15 protein-coding genes are annotated in these 20,560 nt (G+C 70.6%); 7 read left to right on the forward strand and 8 right to left on the reverse strand.

The genetic code is table 11. The features are described 5' to 3' along the window. Nucleotides 1–117 precede the first annotated feature (117 nt). The 3 genes from OV079_RS27770 to OV079_RS27780 all read right to left on the reverse strand — a co-directional run bounded on the left by OV079_RS27770 (nt 118) and on the right by OV079_RS27780 (nt 2,368). Nucleotides 118–978, reverse strand: a complete 861-nt coding sequence (locus OV079_RS27770; RefSeq protein ID WP_267771951.1) for a sulfurtransferase — start codon at nt 976–978, stop codon at nt 118–120. Between the two features lie 248 nt (nt 979–1,226). Next, complete coding sequence (locus OV079_RS27775) at nt 1,227–1,610, reverse strand: hypothetical protein (RefSeq protein ID WP_267771953.1); 384 nt, start codon at nt 1,608–1,610, stop codon at nt 1,227–1,229. Further along, nucleotides 1,607–2,368, reverse strand: a complete 762-nt coding sequence (locus tag OV079_RS27780; protein ID WP_267771955.1) for a hypothetical protein — start codon at nt 2,366–2,368, stop codon at nt 1,607–1,609. Before OV079_RS27780 ends, OV079_RS27775 begins: the two co-directional genes overlap by 4 nt. Nucleotides 2,369–2,380: 12 nt before the next feature. Between OV079_RS27780 and OV079_RS27785 the strand changes: the two genes are divergently transcribed. Beyond that, nucleotides 2,381–2,605 carry a hypothetical protein gene (locus OV079_RS27785; RefSeq protein WP_267771957.1) on the forward strand — a complete coding sequence of 75 codons (225 nt, stop codon included), beginning with the start codon at nt 2,381–2,383 and terminating at the stop codon, nt 2,603–2,605. A 211-nt stretch (nt 2,606–2,816) separates the two neighbouring features. Here OV079_RS27785 and OV079_RS27790 read toward each other — a convergent pair whose 3' ends face one another. Next, nucleotides 2,817–5,006: a hypothetical protein gene (locus OV079_RS27790; RefSeq protein ID WP_267771959.1), complete on the reverse strand. Its 2,190-nt coding sequence runs from the start codon at nt 5,004–5,006 to the stop codon at nt 2,817–2,819. Beyond that, nucleotides 4,910–6,598, reverse strand: coding sequence for a LamG-like jellyroll fold domain-containing protein (locus OV079_RS27795; RefSeq protein WP_267771960.1), 1,689 nt, complete (start codon nt 6,596–6,598; stop codon nt 4,910–4,912). The genes OV079_RS27790 and OV079_RS27795 overlap by 97 nt, the downstream gene beginning before the upstream one ends. A 615-nt stretch (nt 6,599–7,213) precedes the next feature. Here OV079_RS27795 and OV079_RS27800 point away from each other — a divergent pair. Continuing rightward, entirely contained in the window at nt 7,214–8,773 is a 1,560-nt protein-coding gene (locus OV079_RS27800) for a hypothetical protein (protein WP_267771961.1), read from the forward strand. Nucleotides 8,774–8,821: 48 nt separating this feature from the next. On the opposite strand, the gene OV079_RS27805 is transcribed toward OV079_RS27800, so the two are convergent. After that, nucleotides 8,822–11,191 carry an FG-GAP repeat domain-containing protein gene (locus OV079_RS27805; protein ID WP_267771962.1) on the reverse strand — a complete coding sequence of 790 codons (2,370 nt, stop codon included), beginning with the start codon at nt 11,189–11,191 and terminating at the stop codon, nt 8,822–8,824. 154 nt (nt 11,192–11,345) lie between these two features. Here OV079_RS27805 and OV079_RS27810 point away from each other — a divergent pair, with 154 nt between their 5' ends. The 4 genes from OV079_RS27810 to OV079_RS27825 all read left to right on the forward strand — a co-directional run bounded on the left by OV079_RS27810 (nt 11,346) and on the right by OV079_RS27825 (nt 16,826). Beyond that, the gene (locus OV079_RS27810) at nt 11,346–13,016 is read left to right on the forward strand and encodes a hypothetical protein (protein WP_267771963.1); all 1,671 of its coding nucleotides are present in this window, start codon (nt 11,346–11,348) and stop codon (nt 13,014–13,016) included. A 58-nt stretch (nt 13,017–13,074) separates the two neighbouring features. Then, nucleotides 13,075–13,620, forward strand: coding sequence for an integrase arm-type DNA-binding domain-containing protein (locus tag OV079_RS27815; RefSeq protein WP_267771964.1), 546 nt, complete (start codon nt 13,075–13,077; stop codon nt 13,618–13,620). After that, nucleotides 13,617–14,678 carry a tyrosine-type recombinase/integrase gene (locus OV079_RS27820; protein ID WP_267771965.1) on the forward strand — a complete coding sequence of 354 codons (1,062 nt, stop codon included), beginning with the start codon at nt 13,617–13,619 and terminating at the stop codon, nt 14,676–14,678. Before OV079_RS27815 ends, OV079_RS27820 begins: the two co-directional genes overlap by 4 nt. A gap of 1,284 nt (nt 14,679–15,962) precedes the next feature. Continuing rightward, the gene (locus tag OV079_RS27825; protein WP_267771966.1) at nt 15,963–16,826 is read left to right on the forward strand and encodes a helix-turn-helix domain-containing protein; all 864 of its coding nucleotides are present in this window, start codon (nt 15,963–15,965) and stop codon (nt 16,824–16,826) included. Between the two features lie 4 nt (nt 16,827–16,830). Here the strand turns inward: OV079_RS27825 and OV079_RS27830 are convergent, their stop codons facing one another. Then, nucleotides 16,831–18,558, reverse strand: a complete 1,728-nt coding sequence (locus tag OV079_RS27830) for a serine/threonine protein kinase (RefSeq protein WP_267771967.1) — start codon at nt 18,556–18,558, stop codon at nt 16,831–16,833. Continuing rightward, entirely contained in the window at nt 18,555–19,502 is a 948-nt protein-coding gene (locus OV079_RS27835) for a serine/threonine-protein kinase (RefSeq protein ID WP_267771968.1), read from the reverse strand. Before OV079_RS27835 ends, OV079_RS27830 begins: the two co-directional genes overlap by 4 nt. A 62-nt stretch (nt 19,503–19,564) precedes the next feature. Between OV079_RS27835 and OV079_RS27840 the strand changes: the two genes are divergently transcribed. Further along, complete coding sequence (locus OV079_RS27840) at nt 19,565–20,476, forward strand: hypothetical protein (protein ID WP_267771970.1); 912 nt, start codon at nt 19,565–19,567, stop codon at nt 20,474–20,476. The last annotated feature ends 84 nt before the right edge of the window (nt 20,477–20,560 follow it).

Genomic DNA, 20,560 nt, shown 5'->3' on the forward strand with positions numbered 1-20,560 from the left:
AACGAGCAACGGCGCATCGACGACGCTTCGAGGCTCGACGCACCGCAGCAGCCCGAACGAGCGCCGGCGCATCGGCGGCGCTTCGAGGCTCGACGAGCGGCAACCGGCCCCCACCCGTCACTTCTCCTTCGGCAAGTCCGGCCGCGCGCCCCACTCGTTCCACGAGCCGTCGTAGAGGCGCGCGTCGGCGTGCCCGAGCACCTGCAGCACCAGCCAGGTCAAGCTCGCGCGCATCCCCGACTTGCAGTAGACGACCACGGTCTCGCGCTCGAGCGCGCGAGCGTACAGCTCGCGCAGCGTCGGCAACTCCTCGAGGCGACCGTCCTCGGTCACGGCGGACTGCCACGGCACGTGCCAGGCGCCGGGGATCCGTCCGGCCTTCCACTCGTCGTCGCTGCGCACGTCGAGCAGCAGGACCGCGGGGTCCTGCAAGCGCGCGGCGATCCACGCCGCGTCGACGCCGAGCCGGCGCTGCTCCTCGCCGAGCCGCGGACCCTCCCCGACGGCGACGGTCGGCACCTCGCTCGTCTGCGTCCCGCCGGCTGCGACCCACGCCGCGTGACCGCCGTCGAGCATCCGGACCTTGTCGGCGGCATGGCCGAACCACCGCAGCGTCCACACCACGCGGGCCGCCGGCGGGCTCGAGCGCTCGTCGACGACCACCACCTCGTCACCGAGCTCGACCCCGAGACCCGCCATCGCCGCCTCGATCGCCGCCCGCGGCGCCAGCTGTTCCGGCACCCCGTCGACCTCGGCCCGCAGCTGCTTGACGTCGAGGTGGAGCGCCCCGGGGATGTGCCCGCCGGCGTACGCGTCGGCGGGCCGGACGTCGACGATGACCCGCTCCGGATCGGCCGGCGCTCGCAGCAATGCGTCGACCGCGACCACACCGACAGGCGCCCGCGACGCCTCGGCGATCGCCTCGGGCCGACACCCGCCGGCGACGCACAACCACGCGATCGACCACGCACGCATCATCGCCTCCCCTCATCATCAACCGGTCGACCCGGCGCTCTTCGCCGCCGCGACAGCTCGACCATCGCATCACCGGCTCGAACCCTCTCGAGCTCGAGCCGACCGGCGCCGCGAGCGGCGCAGCCGAGCTCTGATTCTCGAAGGCTCGCGAGCACCGAAGGATTGTAGCGCAACGAGCCGCCCCGCCGCGCGCCCCCGCCGCGCTCGCTGCCCGCGCACCCACGATCGGGCGAGCGCCGACCGAGCTGAGCCTATTTGGCGCGCGCCGGCTTCTTTGCGGCGACCGCCCTCTTCACAGCGGATGCCTTCTTTGCAGCAGGCGCCTTCTTCGCTGCCTTCTTCGCGGCAGGAGCCTTCTTCGCTGCCGATGCCTTCGCCGCTGGAGCCTTCGCAGCTGCCGATGCCTTCGCGGCAGGAGCCTTCGCAGCAGATGCCTTCGCTGCAGATGCCTTCACAGCAGGGGCCTTCTTCGCCGCTGCAGCCTTCTTCGCTGCCGATGCCCTCGCCGCTGCAGCCTTCTTCGCTCCCGATGCCTTCGCCACCGGCGACCTCTTCGCTCCCGATGCCCTCGCTCCCGATGCCTTCGCTGCCGATGCCTTCGCCGTCGATGCCTTCGCCGCCGCTGCCTTCGTCACCGCCGGGACCTGCTTCGCGGGCTTCTTTGCCCGACAGGAGCCCTCTTCGCGCCGGAGAGCGCCTTGCCTTGCGCGAGATTCAGCGCTTGCTCATGGGCGACGAGGTATTGCTTGGCGGAGACCTTGCGCGCGTGCGCGTAGGCCTTCTCGAGGATCGGAGCGGCGTCGCTGCCGAGCGCCTCCACGATGTCGAAGGCGTAGTCGCCGAGCCGGAGCAAGCCGTTGGACGCGGCCCGCTCGGCGATCGCCGCGGCCCGCCGAGCGTCGGGCGCGGCCGCCATGAGGATCTCGGCTCCGCCCCACTCGGACCTCCCCACCGCCTTCATCAGGCGATCGATCTGCTCGGCCGCCAGCGAGGTGTTCCGCGAGAGCACGAACGTGAGCAGGCTGCGCCGCCACCAGTGACCGCCCTCGTCGGACCCCGTCCTGGACGGCGCGCCGGCGGGCAAGCCTTCCAACAAGTCCTTGCAGGATGCACAGGCCTTGGCGAGCTCCGCCTCGCTCATCGCCGATACGCGACAGCGCAGCGCCCACCAGAGGGGCTCCAGCTCCCGGGCCAGGTCCCACGGTCCGCGGGCATTTTCCGTCTCCGGATCGCCGATGTCGTCGATTTCGAGCCCGGCCACCGCGCCGTCGAGGCCGAGCTTCCTGATGACGTGAAACAGAGGCTGCGACGACAGCACGTCGACGGCGAAGCGGAGGCCGCCGATTTCGGTCCAGAGCGCCACCAGAGCACGCGCGCTCGCCCAGCTCTCCACGCCTCCCAGTTCGTGCTGGGCGGCCTGAAGACCAGCGTCGCGCGGAGCACCTCCTCGCGGATCTTCAGCTGTTTGGGCGGCTGGACCTGCTTCAGCGATTTGGCCACCGCTGCTGCAGTTGCGGACGCGGTCCCCTCCAACTTCGGAAGCTTCACCGCGCAAATGCGAGACCACGCCTCGGCCAGGCTCGGCGCGGCGTCGTCCGGATCGGCCTCATGGGCGCTGCGCCACCCGTGAAGCTTGCGCCGCTCGTTGCTGTTCCACTGAAGCTCGCTCATCGCGTCGCCTGTAGCTCAGGGCTCAAGGACTGTCCAGCTCGGCCGGTCTACTCCGCGTAGGAGTTCTCCTCATGAGCGAGCGGGGTCGAGTACCCGATCGACGAGAGGCGAGGCCGACAACGCCGTCACGCCGCAGCGCTGCGGCGAGGCGCCGCCCCCGACCCCGCGGCTCACTCCGTCGACTGCACGTCGTCGACGTTGCCGTTGACCGCCTCGGCGATCTCGACCACCGCCACGATCGCCGCCAGGCCGAGCGTGCACTTCTTCGCCGTCGGCGAGGTCATGACGTCGTCGCTCTTCTCGGCGAGGCGCACCATCGAGTTGCCGACCCATGACGTGCAGCGGAACGCGAAGCCGGTCCGAGCCTGCGCGTCGCCGAGCTTGCCGGAGCCCAGGGCGATCGCCGACGACGTCGTGATCGCCAGTCCGAGGATCCCGTGGAACGCCATGTCGAACTTCGCCCACTTGGCGTCCGACTCCGCCTTGCGCAGCCCGCGGAGCACCGTATAGACGCCCTCGATCACGTCGAACCACACATTCGTCTTCGCGAACGGCCGCGCCTCCTGAGAATAGCGGCTCAGCAGCAACGACGTGCAGTAGCCGCGCATGCAGATGCAGATCCCGCTGCTGACGGTGAGGATGCCGATTCCCTGCTTCACCTTGCGCATCTCGAGCACCGTCTTGCCGACGACCACCGCGGAGTTGATGAGGCCCAGACCGGTCGACGCCCACAGCGCCCGCCGGGAGCGTTCGGCCTCCGCCTTCTGCTGCGGCGTCTTGGTCGGCTTCGGCTGCGAACTCGGCCCGACGATCCCCGTGATGGACCCCGACGCCTCCTCCTTCTTCTGCCCGCCCGACAGCTTGCTCGTCAGCACCGACGGGATGGCCCCGGCCAGCGCCGCCGCGCGCAGCAGCGTGAACGAGCGGCCGCCGAGGATCACCGTCTCGATCATGTCGGTCAGCCACGGCACCTTGATGCGCGCGCGGACCTGGTCGACCGCCGTCGTGATCGCCTGACCGCCCGAGCTCACGATCTCCGAGAACGCCGCGTCGAGCAGGGACGACGACCCGTCGGCCAGCGCCCCGTTACCGGCCAGCAGGTCCTTCACCGGCGTCGTCAGCAGCGTCAGCGGGTTTGCGAGCGACGACATCGGCAGCCGCGCCGCGCTCGCCTCGGCGCTGCCGAGCAACGCCGGCGACGGCGACACCTCGCCCGTCGCCACGTCGGCCACGCCCTCGAACACCGCCTCGACCGACTCGATCGCCCGCTGCACCTGCTCGAGGAAATACTCGAGGTGCTCGATCGCCGGGTTCGAGCGATCGATGCGCAGCCCGAACAGGTCGCCGACCGTGCGGTTGCCCACCGCCTTCTTCACCGTCGAGCGCAGCGTCTTGCCGAGCTCGTCCTTGTACGACCCGGCCTGCTGAAGCATCCCGCCGAGCCCCTGGATGCTCTGCTCGAGCGTGCCGTACAGCTTGTCGGACTCCGCCAGGAAGTCGCCCCACGCGAACAGATACGCCAGGTAATCGATGAATTGCTGGATCTCCGCGCCGATGCGCTTCAGCAGCGCCGTCACGGCCGTGAGCGCGTCCTCCACCCCCGACACCACCGTCCGCCACGCCACCTCTGCGCCGTTGACGATGCTGGTCCCGATCACCTCGACCCAGCCGCCGGCCGCCTCGACCGTCTCGTCGACGAAGATCGCCAGCGAGTCGGCGCTGTCGATGAGCGTCGAGATCGCCGCCTGCCCGACGCGCGCCGCCGTCTTGTTCGCCTTCACCCGCAGCGCGGCGACCTGGGCTTCGCCCTGCTCGAGCAGCCCGGCGGCCGACTTCGCCGTCCGCTTCGCCCCCGTCACCACCGTCTCGGCCGACCCGACCACCGCGTTGCTCACGTCGACCGCCGCCCCGGCGATCGCTTCGCCCGCGTCCTCCGCCGTGTCGACGACGACCTCGCCCGCGTCCTCCGCCGTGTCGACGATGACCTCGCCCGCGTCCTCCGCCGTGTCGACGATGACCTCGCCCAGCTCTTCCGCCGCGTCGCCGATGTCGTCGAACACGCCGCCGATGTCGCCGAGGCCGAACGTCTGGATGACCCACTTCTTCTGCTTGAAGGCCGCCGGCGTCGCCGACTGCGGCCGCGGCGGGCACTGCGTCGCCAGCTGGCGCAGCGCGACCGCCAGCGCATCGGCGTCGGCTGACGTCGAGCCGGCCGGCATCGGCGACGTCCGGCCTGCGCCGGGCGACAGCAGCGACGTCCCCGTCACCGCGCGGAGGCGGCTCTGCGCCGTCTGGTCGGGGCGCAGGATCGTCCACAGCCCCCCGGCGCCCCGGCCACGCGCGCCCGCAGCGTCGGGCACGACACGCTGTCGGCCAGCATGCGCACGCGGAGCCGGCCGGAATTGGGGATCGTCAGCAGGTACGACGTCGCCGCCGCCCAGGCCGTCTTCTTCACGACCCCGTCGGTCTCGACGAGCGCCGTCATCGCGCGGTCGACCCGGACCTCGAGCTTGCGGTCGGTCGGCACCCCGCCGTCGCGGGCCGTCACCTCGAGCGTCGCGTCGAACACCGAGCGGTGCGCCCCGGCCTTGCCGGTCGCCGGCGAACCTGCGAGCTCGGCCGGCAGCCACTCGCGCACCAGCTTCGCGCGCCCGCCCACGCGGAACGCCCGCGCCGCCCGCAGCGACGCGATCGGCGGCCCCCCGCTGGTCACGACGGTCACCTCGCCGCTCGCCGTCCCGCGGGCGCGTCGCGGCCCGATGTCGTCGAACACGCCCGCCGTCATGCTGGCCATGCGATACGCCGCCAGCAGCGCCGGCTCACCGCCGTGCGCCCGCGCCAGCCACATCGCCCCCACCCGCTCCGGCGCGCTCTTTTGCCAGATCCGCGCCTCCGCCATGCCGCCGCGGAAGCGCGCCCCGCCCGGCACCGCCCCGCCGAGCACGCAGCGGGTCACCAGCGCCTCGTGCAGCAACGCGTGGAGCGGCGCGAATTTCGGCGGCCCTTGCTGGTCCGTCCGCGCCGACAGCTCCGCCGCCGCCACCTGCGCGCCCTGGTGGAACACCCGTGCCACGATCGTCTGCTTGGCCGCGTCGAAGCCGACCGTCGCCGCCACGTGCGACCACTCGTTCTTCTTGATCAGCCCCTTCGCCGAGCACACCTCGATCGTCACCCCGTCGGGGATCACCACCAGCGCGACCTGACCGTCCTTGCCGCCGGCGATCAGCGCCGCCTGCCCGTGCGCGCCCAGCAGCTGGATCACGGCCGCCGGCTTCGCGTCGTCGGCCTCGCCGCGGACCCACGCCTCCATCGCAAGCTGTCCCGAGAGACAGCTGATGGGCGACAGCCGCGCCTCGGCCGCGTCGCCGGCGAAGCGGAGGAACGAGCCGTCGCCGTCGGCCTGCGCCTCGTCGTGCCAGCGCACCGTCTGCTCGACCGCCCCGACCGCGTCGCGCTTGTTCGGCCCCGCGTCGGGCGTCACGAACTGCTGCGCGTTCGCCCCCTGCTTCAGCGCCTCGAGCGGGTAGTACGCCCAGAGCTCGGCGGCGTCGAGCGGCGGCGGATCGTCGGAGAGCTTCGCCGGGGCCGCGTGGGTCCAGATCTGCAGCTGCGACAGGTCGCCGGTGAAGCTGCCGCCGCCGATCGTCGGCGTGAGCGGCGACGTCCCGACGATGCCGACGAAGTTGCTCGCCACCGTCATCCCGAGCACCGACAGCGTCGCCGTCCCGTTCGGGCGCAGCACCGCCCGGACCTGCGCCCAGCGGTCGGCCGGCATCGCCCCGGGCGCCGCCAGCTCGTACGTGAACTCGGGCGTCGTCACCGTCAGCAGCAGCGCGTCCGGTTGTTCGCCGGAGCCGAGCACCACCTTCGTGTCCGACCCCGTGAGCGCGACGATCGGCTGGCGCGAACCGCCGGAGCCGCCCGTGGTGCGGCGGATCCACAGCTGAATCACCAGCCCTTGCGGCAGCCCCCCGTGATCGACGGCGCCGAGAGCTTGTGGGAGACCTGAGAGAACGCGAGCGTCTTGAGCATGATCGAACCTGCGTACCGGTGAGAGGCGTGAGTCGGTCGAACGCGCGCGACCCTTCGCGTCACCGACCACGCGATCAATCTGTCCCGTCGCGGCCGGCGATGATGGCCGCAGATGGCCAGCCCCTGCCCAGGAAGCGAGCGCCTCGCCGCGGCCGCGCACGGCTCGCCCGCACGAACGGGCCGGCGGTCGACCTCCTGCGAGCACGCCACGGCGCGCACCGGCCCGCTCCGCGCATGCGGCCCGACGGCGAGCGCCCCGATGCGCGACCGGTTCGCCGGCGGCTCTTCCGCGACCGCGATCGACGCGACAGCGAGCCGCGCACGATCGACTGCGCGCATTCGCGACGCGCGGGTCATCGCTGGCGAGCACGTGCGCGCAACAGCGAGTTCACTCCCGCGTGGCGTCGCGCCGTGCGGCGCATCCCCGCGGCCGGCCCCCCGGGGCTCCTCCCGACGTGCGGGTTTCCCGTCGCTTGTCCCTTCGCCCCGCCTCTGGTCTGCTCGCCCGATGTCTGGCTTGAATCGCCTGCGATCCATGTTCTGGGCCGTCCTCCTCGGCGCGCTGCCGGCGTGCGGAGACAGCGGCGGGGAAGCGACCGACACCACCGCCGCGACGACCTCGTCGACCGGCGGCACCACCGGCACCGGCACCTCTGTGATCACCGAGGATGCGACGAGCGGCACCGACCCGACCACCGGCGCGCCCGAGCCGACGACGACCGCGGCGGCGACGACGACCGACGCGGCGACGAGCGACGTCACGAGCAGCGGGGACACGACCGACGGCGACACCGGGCACGCCGACTTCTGGATGCCGGCCAAGGGCGGGATCACCAACATCAATCAGAACAGCGGGTCGGAGGTCGAGATCGACGGCGGCGACCCGGCGCCGATGAAGTGGTACAACGGCTTCTACGGCGGCAACAGCTTCGCCGGCATGGCGCGCGCGTGGAACGGCGCGGTGTGGGCCGACGGCTACTCGGAAGACGGCGCGCTCGTCCACTTCGGCGGCGGCCACGGGGCCAACATCGGCTGCTTCTCGTATCTGTTCGACGTCACCTCGCGCCGGTGGAAGCAGGTCGGCGCGGAGCTCAACCTCCCCGCGGAGGACATGTGGAGCGGCGGGCACCCCTACGGCAGCGTCCCGGACGCCCGCGATCCGACCTGGCTGGACTACGATCATCAGGGTAGCCGCATCATCGTGCTCGCGCACCAGTACGCGACCGTCGGCGACCTCGCCCCCGACGAGGGCGGCGCGCCGGTCACCGGCTCGCTGCTGACGGCGAACGCCGAGGGCGACCAGACCGCGAGCAAGCCCTCGGCGTGGGGCGCGTGGACCTTCGACCTGACGGACGGCCGGATGGAGCGCTCGCTCGCCGGCGAGCCGGGACCCGGCATCTCCTCGGGCAGCATGATCGCGGTCAAGGACACCGTGAACCGCAAGCTGTGGTACTTCGCCCAGGGCACGTCGATGGTGCGCTACCACGACCTCGACGCCCCGGTGCCGCGGCCGCTCGAGACGACGACCGTCGCGGTCGAGCCCGGCGCGCCGAACGACGGCTACACGATCGTCTACGACGTGACGTGGCTGTTCGTCCCCGAGGCGAAGGCCGCGCTGCTGTTCCAGGGCAACGGCGAGGTCGACAGCGGCCTCGGAGTGTTCCTCGTCGACTTCGCGTCGGGCACGCCGACGATGGCCGCGGTCGACATCCCGTTCCATCCCGCGGGCCCGACGGGCTTCGCCCACGGCGCGCTCAACGTCGGCGCGGCGTGGGACAGCAAGCGTCAGCGCGTCGTGCTCTACGAGGGCCTCGGCGACGCGTTCACCCACGTGCTGACGCCGAGCTCGACCGACTTCCGCGCGGCGACGTGGTCGTGGTCGCGCGAGTCGTACGGCGGCCGCGAGCCCGCGAACGGTCAGGGCCCGATCGCCGCCGCCGACTCGATGCAGGGCGCGTGGGGTCGCTGGCGCTACGTGCCGACGCTCGACGTCTTCCTGTGGACCGACGGCCCGGGCGTCACGGCCGAGACCGAGGACGGCGTCACGCGCGACGCCATCGTGCAGTTCTGGGCCGCCGAAGGGACGCCGATGTGAAAGACGGCCCGGAGGGACCGCCCCTCCGGGGCCCGGCCTGGAGGCGCCTCAGCCCGGCGGGCGCGGGCACTTGCCGGTGCCCGACGCGCGGTTGTTGTCGACCCGGCACTCGTGCCACGCGTGCATCGGCATCGCATCGTCGACCACCACCCACACCACCGAGCTGCCGTCGACCACTCCGGGCGGCGGGTTCGCCAGCTCGAGCACGACCTCCTCGGCCTCGGCGGGGTACAGCACCTTGGTCGTCAAGCCCATCCCGAGCGCCACCCCGCCGTTGTCCGGGTCGCCCTCGTAGAAGTACACCGGCACCCCGACCGGCACGGAAGCCTCGCCGATGTTGCGCACGCGGGCCGTCAGCCCGTACGTCTCCGGCGCGCACTGCAGGCGCAGGTCGACGATCAGGTCGGGCGCCGCGAACTCGCCCTCGGGCTGCACGTTCTGGCGGAAGTTGTTGAGCCGGGGCACCGTCCAGTTGGCGACCTCGACCTGCGGGGTCACCCCGCTCTCCTCCGTATTGGTCACGTGATACGTGTGTTGATTCCAAACCCGGCGGGTCCGCACCCACGTGCCGAGGCTGTCGCCGAAGATCCGCACCCCCGTCTGCTTGGTGCCGTCGCAGGTGATGCCTGAATAATCATTGGAGACCGCGACGATGTCCGCGTGCCCGTCGCCGTCGACGTCGGCCACCAGCGGGTACTCGACCAGCGTGCCGGTCGTGTTGCAGGTGCTCCACAGCACCGTCCCGTCGCTGCCCTTGTACACGCGCAGCGTCGTCTCGTCGGAGTAGATGACCTCGGCCGAGCCGTCGCCGTCGAAGTCGAACACCGACGAACCCGTGGCCGCCGACGAGCAGTCCTGGGTCTGCTTGATCCACAGGAACGTGTCCGCGTCGGCCACGTTCGGGTCCATCAGCTTCTTGCCGTCGAACACCGCGTAGCCGACCCCGCCCGCGACCGCGACGTCGGGCGTGCCGTCGCCGTTGAAGTCGGCGATCGTCTGCGGGCCGCCGCCGACGGTGTTGCCGGCGGAGCCCGGCGGGCACAGGTCCGGCGACAGCGCGCCGTTGATGTCGATGCCGGCGCGGATGATCTGCACCCCGTTGGCGGCCATCGGATCGTGGCGCCAGATGATCAGGTGGTGCGCCAGCAGGGCGCCGCCGTTGGCGATGGTGGCGACCTCGGCCTTGCCGTCGAGGTCGAGGTCCGCGACCGCGCTCCACGCCCCCTCGAGGCCGGTCGCCGCCATCACCCCGCCGGCCGCGTTGTAGGCGCCCGTCGCGTGGACGATGTCGAGCTGGCCGTCGCCGTCGAGGTCGGCGGCGGTATTGATGTGACCGCCGAGCACGGTCTCGATCGCGCCCGTCTTGCCGTCGAGGACCGCGCTCGGGGTCAGCACCTCGGGGGCGCCGTCCTGGTCGAGGTCGGTGATCGAGACGAACACCCCGGAGCCCTGCGCCGGCGAGGTCCACAGGACGGTGCCGTCGCCGCGGAACGCGACGACCTTGCCGGTCGTGGTGGTGGCGACGACCTCGTTGCCGGGCGCCCCGTCGATGTCCCCGCCCGCGAGCTCGCGGCCCGGCGCGATCGGGTCGACCGCGTCGAAGTAGGTCCACTTCTCGACGATCTGGCCGCCGACGATCGAGATGACGTGGATCGTGCCGTTGTTGTTGTAGTCGCCGTTGTCGAAGGTGGAGAACACGATCTCGGGGATGTCGCGCTCGTCGACGATCAGGTCGCAGTTGTCGTCGTCGAGCTGGACGACGATCGGCGTCATCATGACGTCGCCCTTGTCCCAGTGGTACTTGACCACCGGCGTGAACGCCCCCGGCGGCGGCTTGTACTCGCACTTCGACAGGCAGGTCGGCGGATCGCCGGGGTCCTGGCCGTCGAGGCAGACCGGCGGCGCCGGCAGGCACTTGCCGGTCGCCGGCGTCACCCCGCCCTGGCACATGCCGCCCATCATCTCCGGCTCGCCGAGCGAGTATTCACAATACTCCTCGTCCGCGCATTCGCTGGCGTCGATGCAGGTGTCGCCGGGCGTCACGCAGGTGTTGAACGAGCAGAAGCCGCCCTCCGGGCAGCAGACATCGCCGCAGGTGCGATCCTCGGTGGGGCAGCACTCGCCGCCGATGCAGGTGCCGCCCTGGTCGGCGCAGTCGGCCGGACACACCGGCTCCGCGGTGGTGGCGTCGGTGCTCTCGGTCTCGCTCGTCTGCGTCGTCGAGGTCGCCTGCGAGTCGCCGGCGGTGCCGGTGCTGCCGTCGCTGCCGGCCTCGGTCGGCACCGTGCCGCCGTCCGTCACGGGGGTCGTGGGCGAGCTCGAGGTGAGGCTTTCCGTGGCCGATTCGCGGGCATCGTCGCCGCAGGCCGCGCTCGCCGCGAGACCCCAGCACAAGAGCATCCTCGGAGTGGGCTTCATGCGCGCAGGGTAACGAAGCCTGCTCGCCGACGCGAGCGCGTCGCTTCCGCGCACGCGCGCGTGCAACGGTCTGCGCGGCCCGGGATCGCGCCTCGTCGTCGCGCTTGCCAGGCGAGCCCCGCGCGTGAAACCCTGCCGGCCGAGGAGCACGCGCATGCGCAACGATCGTGCGGGTCTTGGCAATGGGTGGATCGTCTCGCTGACCCTCGTGGCGGCGCAGCAGGCCGGGTGCGGCGATGACGGGCGGCCGCAGGGCCAGACCTCTGCGACCGCCGGAGCGACCACCGGCACCGCCACCACCAGCGGCGGCGCGACGCTCGATCCGGCCACCACCGCGCCCACCACCTCGACCAGCGCCAGCGGCAGCGAGGGCACCAGCACCACCGGCACCGGCGGCGTGCAGTTCGACGTCGGCGACGGCGACGACACCGACAGCGGCACCACCGGCGCGCCCAACCTGTGCAAGGTCGCGGCCGACGGCGACGCCGGCAATTGCCGCGCCAAGGCCCCGCCCGACGCCTTCAGCCCCGAGGTCCAGTGGAGCTGGCCGGGCGTCGGCGAGGACGTGTTCAGCGGCGTCTCGCCGCTGGTCGCCAACCTCACCGACGACAACGGCGACGGCGCGATCGACCTGTGCGACGTCCCCGACATCGTCGTCGTCGCCGGCCCGGGCGACGGCGTCGAGCCCGACACCGGCCACGTCTACGTCCTCGACGGCGCCACCGGGTCCCTCCATTACTCGATCCCCGACCCCGTCTACGGCTATTCGAGCCCCGCCCTCGGCGACATCGACGACGACGGCGTCCCCGAGCTCCTCGTGTTCGCCCACGGCGACGTCGTCCGCGCCTTCGAGCACGACGGCACCCCCAAGTGGACCTCCGCCCCGGTCGCCGCCGCCGCCGTGCGCGGCGCCGTGGCGATCGCCGACCTGAACGCCGACGGCAGCCCCGAGGTCCTCTTCAGCGACTCCGTCCTGAGCGCCACCGGCGAGGTGCTGTGGAACGTCCTCGACGGCGCGTGGAGCTACGCCACCCCGGTCGCCGCCGACCTCGACGACGACGGCTTCCTCGAGGTCGTCTATGGTCATAGCGCTTACCGCCACGACGGCACCCCCTATTACACCAACGACGCCGTCCCGATCGCCTCCTTGCCCCACGTCGCCGACCTCGACGAGGACGGCCTGCCGGAGATCCTCCTGTCCACCGGCAATGGCCTGACCGTGCTCGAGCACGACGGCACCACCAAACCGGGCCACCTCGACCTGCGCCTCACCGGCGCCGCGCCCGAGCACGCCTTCATCTGGCTGCGCCCCGCCGCCATCCACGACTTCGACGGCGACGACCTGCCCGAGTTCTCGCACAGCTTCGCCGCGCAGTACGCCATTTACGACACCAACCCGGCCGCCATCCAGTGGCAGGCCGCGGTCCTCGACCAGAGCGGCGCCGCCGGCGGCACCGCCTTCGACTTCATCGCCGCCGGCGCGGCCCAGGCGATGTACGCCGACGAATACAGCCTGTTCGTGTTCGACGGCGCCGGTAACCCGCTGCTCGAGGTCCCGCACACCAGCCTCACGTACATCGAGTTCCCGGTGGTCGCGGACGTCGACAACGACGGCAGCGCCGAGATCGTCGTCGTCTCCAACCAGAGCCTGCAGGGCCCGCCCTCGCCGACCGTCCAGGTCATCCGCGACGTCGAGGACCGGTGGATCCAGGCGCGACGGATCTGGAATCAACACACGTATCACGTCACCAATGTGATACACTTGTCCTGGAACCGCCCTGCGCGGCCTTGTACAGGACATTGTGCACTTTCGGACAGGTCTTAAGTCGCTCTAGCTTGGCTCGAATTTGTCTCGAAAACTAGGGGTAGGAAGGTAGGGGTTCATGATCACTGCTGCGTTCGTGCGCGAGTGCAAGCCTCGCGCGACGATGTACGAAGTCACCTGCGAAGCGCTCCCGGGCTTCATCCTGCGGGTTCTGCCCACGGGGAAGAAGGTCGCGCTGGTTCGATACCGCCTCGACGGCAAGGACCACCGCGAGCGGATCGGACTGCTCGGGCCCGCACTGTCGATCGACGAGGCGCGCCGCCGCGGGGCCGTGCTGCTCGCTAACGCAGCCGTCGCCGCGAGCGTCGATGAGCAATCCGGCCAGCAAGCCGCGGGCAAACCCGCTCGACTGGAACAGCCGGAATCAGCCCCATCTCAGATCACGACCGTGCGCGAGCTGGCGCAGCGCTTCATCAGCGACTACGCCGACGTGCACCTGAAGACAGGTTCGGCGGAGAACTACAAGGAGCACCTCGAGACAGTGATCCTCCCGGCGTTCGGAGATCGCGACTTCCGCAGCGTGAAGAAGGCCGAGATCGCCGCGCTGCATGCGAAGCTCAAGAAGGAGCGCGGTCCCTCCGTGGCGAATACATCCTCTGCGTGATCGGTAGCCTTTACTCCCGCATCATCGAAGATTGGGAACTCGCGGACATGCGCAACCCGGCCCGCAAGATCAAGCGCTTCACTATCCCCGAGCGCGAGCGCTTCCTGACCCCCGAGGAGCGCCAGCGCGTGCAGGCGGTGATCCTCGCCGGGCTCAAGATCCCCGCCGGGCGCAAGGGACACCTGAAGATCGCCAGCGTCTGGGCGATCGATCTGCTCGCGCTCACCGGCCGGCGCCGCGACGAGATCCTGACGCTCACGTGGCCCATGGTCGACTGGCAGCACTCGCTCTTGAACCTCCCCGACACCAAGACGGGACAGCTCAAGGTGCCCGTGTCTGCCCGCGTGCTCGCACTCCTGAAGCACATTCACGACCAGACCGGCAACCCGAGCTCGGGGTACGTGCTGCGGACGTCGAGTGGCAAGCGCCTGCGGAGCATCAATCGCACGTGGGAGAACATCCGCGCCGCCGCCGGGATCCCCGACGTCCGGCTGCATGACCTCCGGCACTCCTTCGCCAGCGACGCGATCATGAGCGGCGCGTCGCTCAGCACCGTCGGCAAGTTGCTCGGGCACAAGCAAGAGCGGACCACGAAGCGCTACGCCCACCTGGCCGACGACTACGTCCGCAACGCGCTCGAGACCGCGACGGATCGGATCGTGGAGGCAGTGCAGCCGACCGCCGCGCTGCCGCCGGCGCCGTTCGAGCCGATGCGCGACGCGCAGTGGAAGACGATCGAGGCGATGGTCGAGAACACGCGCGGCCGCTGCGGCGGCCCCCGGATCGACCTACGCCGCACGGTGGACGCGGTCCGCTGGGTCCTGCACACCGGCGCGAAGTGGAGCGAGATCCCGGCGGAGTTCGGCGCCTCGACCACGTGCTGGCGCTGGTATGAGCGCTGGTGCAGCGATGGGACCTGGCACCAGATCGCCGCCGCGCTCGAGCTGTCGCAGACCGAGGTCGGGCGCAAGCCCGAGCGCCGGCCGCCGCGGGCCAGGTCGCACCGTGACGCCCGACCTATCGATGTGACGGCGGTCGAGACCTCGGTCCCGCTCTAGCAACTCGCCGATCGTCCTCGCGCCTCCCGGTGTCGCCACCGGGGGGCGCGGTAGCGATCCACGCTCCAGATCGCCGCTGCGCGCGGCGGTGGCCGTGCACGAGCGTCGTGTACGCCGCCCTCGTCGGCCTACTGCGCGCGGTGGTGGCCGTGCACGAGCGCCGTGCACGCCGCCCTCGTCGGCCTACTGCGCGCGGCGGTGGCCGTGCACGAGCGTCGTGTACGCCGCCCTCGTCGGGCGCGACGGTGGCTAGCTGCGCGCGGCCGTGGCCGCGCACGAGCGTCGTGACACCGCTGGCCCGCAGCGTGGGCCCCGTACACGAGCGTCGTTCACACCGCCACCGCCGGCTCGCGCGCGGCCGTGGGCCGTGCACGAGCGCTCGCCTTATCAAATGACGGCAAAATGAACATTTGATAGGGAAATCGACAAATGTTAGTCGGCTTGCCGAATGGCAATTCGCTTACCATTTGCGCAGAAACTTGCCGTCTGGCCAGGCGCGCGCGTGCTCGGTCTCGTTAATGCGCGCGAGGCTGTGCACGGGTGAGGTGTCGAACCGGGCGTATGCGACCCTCGTGCACGCCACGGAAGGTTTTACGGAAGCGCGCAAATACCTTCGGGAGACCTTCGGGGGCCTTCTGTAAGGGTGCAGGCTGACATGTCGGCGTACACGACGCTCGTGTACGCTGACATGATGCCGGCGCACGCTCGTTCCTGCGAGATCGTAATGGAGGTCAAAGCCGAGCTGTCTTTCCGACCTTATTCGGACCATAAAATAAGGCATAAATAAGGGTCGCAATAAGGGCCGAATAAGGGTCCTGGACCTTATTTAGCCTTATTTATGGGGGGCCGATGCTCGCACGATGTCGGAATTGATGGCAATAGCGACGTTCCACGCCGAAAGGCGGCCCAAAGCCTTATTTATGGGGGGCCAGCTTGCGAAAACTGAGGAGACGCGTGGGGATTTCTTCCCCGCACGGGTCGAAGAGTCGCCGCGAAGCAGCAAGCCGCCCGCATGCGCGCGGCCTTTGACCGTCGCTGGCGCAATTGAATTAAAGGCGCTCGGCCATTATTCGGCTATTCGAGCGTTTTCTACAAGCTGCTGCATCAGCTCGGCCCGCTTCTGCTCCGCTTCGCGCGTGGTCATTCCCATGGCGCGATCGTTTCTCCGGGCGGCACCGCCCGTCAAGCTCGGCCGGGGACCGTGCACGACGCTCGCGCACGCGTATCGGACTCTCGTGCACGGTACTCTTGTTCTCGCCGCGCCGCGCGCTAATCTGGCTGCTTATGGGCACGCGGCGGTGGTTTTCGGGACTGGCGGCATGGATTCAGAAGAACAAGCTGACCCGCGAGGACGTCGCCCGACGTTCGCGCCACGACGTCGGCTACGTGCTGGCGCTGTTCGAGCACCCGGAGCCAAATCCGACGCTCCGCCTCTTCCTGAGCCTGCTCGAGTCGGCCGGCGCCCGGCTCGACACGGCGGGCGCGAACACAACCCGGCACGTCGTGTCGCGGATCAACGAGCTCCGCGCGCGCGCCGGCCTCACGGTGGCCGCACTCGCCAAGCGGGCGGGGATGCAGCGCTCGCACCTCAGCCGCATCATCAACGACGACGATCCGAACATGCAGCTCGTGGTCTTCACATCGTTGATCGCCGCGCTCGGCGCCGAGAATGAAATGCAGATCGTGGCGCGCTTCCACAACGCCCAAGCCGTGCCGCTCGCACTCGCTGTCGGCGCGGAGTCCATGGGGGCCGCACCCGGCCGTCGCTTGCACGTCGTGTCGCACGACGCACCGGCGGCGAACGACGGCAGGCACGAGTCGACAGCGGGCGGCCAAGCGGAGCCGCGAGCCGATCGAACGACCCAGCAGATCGAGCAGGAGAGAGCTCGCGCGAGCAGGGCCGAGGCCGAGGCCGCACGCGCCAAGCAACGCGCCGACGAAGCCGAGGCCCGAGCGCGTGAGGACTGCGAGCGCGCGGAGATGGCGGCCTACCAGGCTGCCCTCGAGAAAGAGCGCGCGGACGCGGCGGAGGCCCGACTCGAGACCTTACGGATCCTCGGCAAGACGACCCTGTGGACGGCCACCGTGGGCGGCCTTCTCTTCGGCGGCGCATACGCCTACGACCGCTACGTCAAGACGCGCTCCTGAGCACTCACTCGAGCGGGAGGCGGACACGCACGCGCCCGGCGCTCTCGCTCACCGGGAAGCGCACGCGCTCGAGTGCATCGCGGGCGCAGGCGTGCCAGGGGTAGCGCGGATCGTCGGGAGCCGGCGCACGGGCGTTGAGCGTGACCACGGCGCCCTTGCCCCGAACGACGTCGAGGTCGGCCGTGATGGCGCCGGGGACGTCCCTGCAGGCGCGCAGCGCTTTTATGGCATTTTGCGCTGCGGCGGTCGCCTCTGCCGTCGTCACCGCGCCACGCGGCGACGGCTGTGCGCGACGCGACGTCGGGGTTCGTTTGCTGGTCGAGTCGGTCGTTTGGGCTGGTTTCGGCGGCGCACCCTCGTGCGCCGAATTCATCGGCGCGACCTCGGCGGTCGCTGGCTTGGTCGGCCCGTCGCCGGTCGAAGTGCGCGGCTTCCCCTCCGTACTGGACGGCGGCGTCGGCGATGGCATCATCGGCGCATCGGCGCCCTGCACCTCGCCGGCAAGCTGCACCGCGGCATCGCCAGACGCGGTCACGCGTCCCACGACCACGCCAACCGCGACCGCAAACATCAGCGCGAGGAGCCCCCACATGCCGCCGCGCCGGGCGATGGGAGTCTCGCGCGACGTGCCGATCGGCAGGTCGACGGGCGGCGCGGCGGCGGTGGCCGCTTGCGAAGATGTTGGCCTTTCGACCGCGGCAACGCTCGCAACGGGTGCGCTCTCCGGCGTCGCGCTCAACACGACCCGCGCGATCGGGACGGTCGGCGCGGCCGCTGCGGCTTCCTGCTCGGCCTCGGCGTCCTCGCACTCGAGCGCTTCAAGTTCCTCTTCTTCCGCCGCGAGCGCTTCCTCCACAGCTCGCAGCGTGGGCCGACCGCTCGGGCTCGGGTTCACCATGGCGAGGAGCAACAACTCGAGGCCGGGCGGGCACTCGGGACACACCTTGCGCGCCGGCACGGGCTCGCTGCCGCCCGGCGGGAACGGGCGTAAGCCCGTGAGCAAACGGTACAGCAACAGTCCGAACGCGAACACGTCGCTCGCGGCAGTAAACGCCCCGCCGCCGCGCACCTCCGGCGCTGCGTAGTCCATGTTTCGGAGCGGTTTCTCGCTCGTGGGCTCTGCTCGCGCCTCCGGCGGCGTCGCCCACCGCTCCGTCAGGTGGGCGTAGAACCCGGGCGACACCTGCGCGTGGTCGAAGTCGAAGATCCAGGCCCGCGGCTTTTCTCCGCGCGCGATCAAGACGTTGCCCGCGTGCAGGTCGCGGTACACGACGTCGACCGCATGCACGGCCATGAGTGCGCTCGCTAACTGACGGCCGACCGCGATTACCTCGTCGGGGCGCAGGTGCTTGTCGGGCCCCGCGACGTCCGTCGCCGGCGAGCCGGGGCACAGCTCTGTGATCGTGAACGCCTCTCGGCCCTCGATCCCGTAGTGGTGGATCTGCGGGATGTTCGGGTGCCGCAGCGCGGACAGGATCTTCGCCGCGCGGTGAAAGCGAATCGCGTCGTCCTCGCTCGGCTTAGCGTCGCGCAGCACTTTGAGCGCGACCTCGCGTGACAGCCAACGATCGGAGGCGCGGAAAGCCACAGCGCTCGCACCGACGCCGAGGACCTCCAATCGGTCGAAGCTGCCGCCGAACAGGTGCTCTCGACGCGGCGTTTTCGGATGCGCGGCGAGGATCGCCTCGAGCCCGCGGCGCAGGTGATCGGCGGACGGTAGTCGATGACTCACCTCGGGCTCGAGCGCCGAGCAGAGAAGTCGCGAAGGTCTTCTGGCGCCTCGCCGCTGGGGTTCACCTCGTGGATCGGCCGGAGCCCCGCCAGCTTCGGCAGGAGCTGTGTGCAGAGCTGGTAGAGCGTGGCCCCGAGCAGGTACACGTCCAGGAGCGGATTGGCGTCGCAGAGCCCCGCCTCCGGCGGCAGGTAATCGGGAGTACCGATCGCCCGCCCGAGCTGGGTCTTGTGGCGGATCACGGGCGGGGTAAAGCGCGCGTCCTGGGCCTCGTGGAACGGAACCCCGACGCTCGCCAGGCCGAGGTCGATCAGCTTCGCCACGCTGCGATCGGCGTCCCTCGTCAGGATGATGTTGTCGGGCTTGATGTCGCGGTGGATCACGCCGACGCGATGCAAGGCGTGCAACGCGTCGGCGATCTGAATGCCGATCTCGGCCACTTCGCGCCACGGGAGCGGGCCGAGTGCGAGGCGCTGTGACGAGGTCTCGCCGTCGAGGTGCTCGAGCGCGATGTAGGGCTGTTCGTCGGCCGTATGACCGAACGCGATCGCGCGCACGATGTTCTCGTGCCGAATGTTGCTCAGGATCTCCGCCTCGACCGCAAACCGGCGGTGCGCCTCCGGGCTGCACGCGCGCAGGAGCTTGATCGCTACGTAGCACTTGCGCGCGAGATCCTTGGCCAAGAACACGTGGGCCATGCCGCCCTTCGCCAGCCGGCGGACGATCTTGTAGCGCCCTTCGAGTAGCTCGCCGATGAAGTCGGCGCCTACTTCCTTGTAGATGGGCCACGTCGGCTTTGGCCCGGAGCGTGGTGTGAGGGGGCTGTCCATCGTCGCCAAGAGTGCCACAGCTCCAAACGAGAAAGACCGCCAAATGACCTTTCCAGCCTTTTTCACGCCTGTTTCGTCCCACGCCCGGCCCCGCTTCATCCCTCGTTCGGCCACCTTCATCCCTCTTTCAACCCAAGCCAGAGCACGATCGGCCCGCGTGGTGGTACAACGGACCCATGCCCGCACGCGCCTTGCTCTCCGTCGTCCTTGCGGGGCCCACCCTGGCGGCGGCGCCGCTGTCGCCCACGGCGACCAACGCCCAGATCAACGACGAGATCACGGCAGCCGACCCGACGATCACCGCCGACAACCTCGCGCCGCTCGAGCGGCTCATCGCCGCTGCCGAGCTGGTGGAGTCGAGACTCGCTGACACGTCCGACGTCAAGGACCTGGACGATCTGCTCACGCTCGCCGTGACCGCGCGCCGCGTCGCGTACCAGCGCACAAACGACGCCGCGCACCTGTGCCAACTACTCGCCACCGCGGAGCGGGTCCTCGCACGCACGGACACCCCGCCGCCCGAGGCGACGGACTTCCGCGACGAGGCGCGCGCCGGCCTCGCCTCGCACGCTGAAGCGGCCGCACGCGGCGACGCGGGCTTCCTCGCGCCCCCTTGCGTGCAGTCAACACCTGAGCCGAAGCCCGGCCCCGTGGCGGAGCCCGAGCAGGTGCGCGAACCTTCACCCGCGATGACACCGCCGACGACGGGCCGCACGCCTCCGCGCGCCAACGGCCTGACGATCGCCGGCGGGGTCCTGCTCGGCACGGCCGCCCTCGCCGCGCTCGCCATCATCCCCGTGCAGGCGCGCCGCGCCGGGGCGTACGGCGACCTCGAGACGTTGATCGCCGAGATCGAGCAGGCTGGCCACCGGACGCCGGAGCAGGCGCAGCGCATGAGCGACCTGGGATCCGTGGGGGCGTGGACGAGGGGCGCCAAGATCGGCCTCGCTATCTCGGCGGCGGTGCTCGGGGCGGTCGGCATCGGCATGGTCGCCCGCGGCAAGCTGCGCCCGTCGACGGACCGGGCCCGCGTTGCGCCCTACGGCGGGCCCCACGGCGCCGGCCTTTCGCTTTTCGGGCGCTTCTAGCGGGCTACGCCCTTGGCGAAATAAAGCGCCGTCAACGTGCCTGGACGTGGCGCCACGGCTTCGCGCGCGGACCCGCGCATGGTA

This window comes from Nannocystis pusilla (genome assembly GCF_026626665.1).
In the GTDB taxonomy this organism is placed as follows: Bacteria; Myxococcota_A; Polyangia; order Nannocystales; family Nannocystaceae; genus Nannocystis; species Nannocystis pusilla.

Bases quoted from the DNA above. Each gene is read 5' to 3' on its own strand.
- OV079_RS27770 (WP_267771951.1), bottom strand. From the start codon at position 978: ATGATGCGTGCGTGGTCGATCGCGTGGTTGTGCGTCGCCGGCGGGTGT.
- OV079_RS27800 (WP_267771961.1), top strand. From the start codon at position 7,214: ATGTTCTGGGCCGTCCTCCTCGGCGCGCTGCCGGCGTGCGGAGACAGC.
- OV079_RS27805 (WP_267771962.1), bottom strand. From the start codon at position 11,191: ATGAAGCCCACTCCGAGGATGCTCTTGTGCTGGGGTCTCGCGGCGAGC.
- OV079_RS27810 (WP_267771963.1), top strand. From the start codon at position 11,346: ATGCGCAACGATCGTGCGGGTCTTGGCAATGGGTGGATCGTCTCGCTG.
- OV079_RS27815 (WP_267771964.1), top strand. From the start codon at position 13,075: ATGATCACTGCTGCGTTCGTGCGCGAGTGCAAGCCTCGCGCGACGATG.
- OV079_RS27825 (WP_267771966.1), top strand. From the start codon at position 15,963: ATGGGCACGCGGCGGTGGTTTTCGGGACTGGCGGCATGGATTCAGAAG.
- OV079_RS27840 (WP_267771970.1), top strand. From the start codon at position 19,565: ATGCCCGCACGCGCCTTGCTCTCCGTCGTCCTTGCGGGGCCCACCCTG.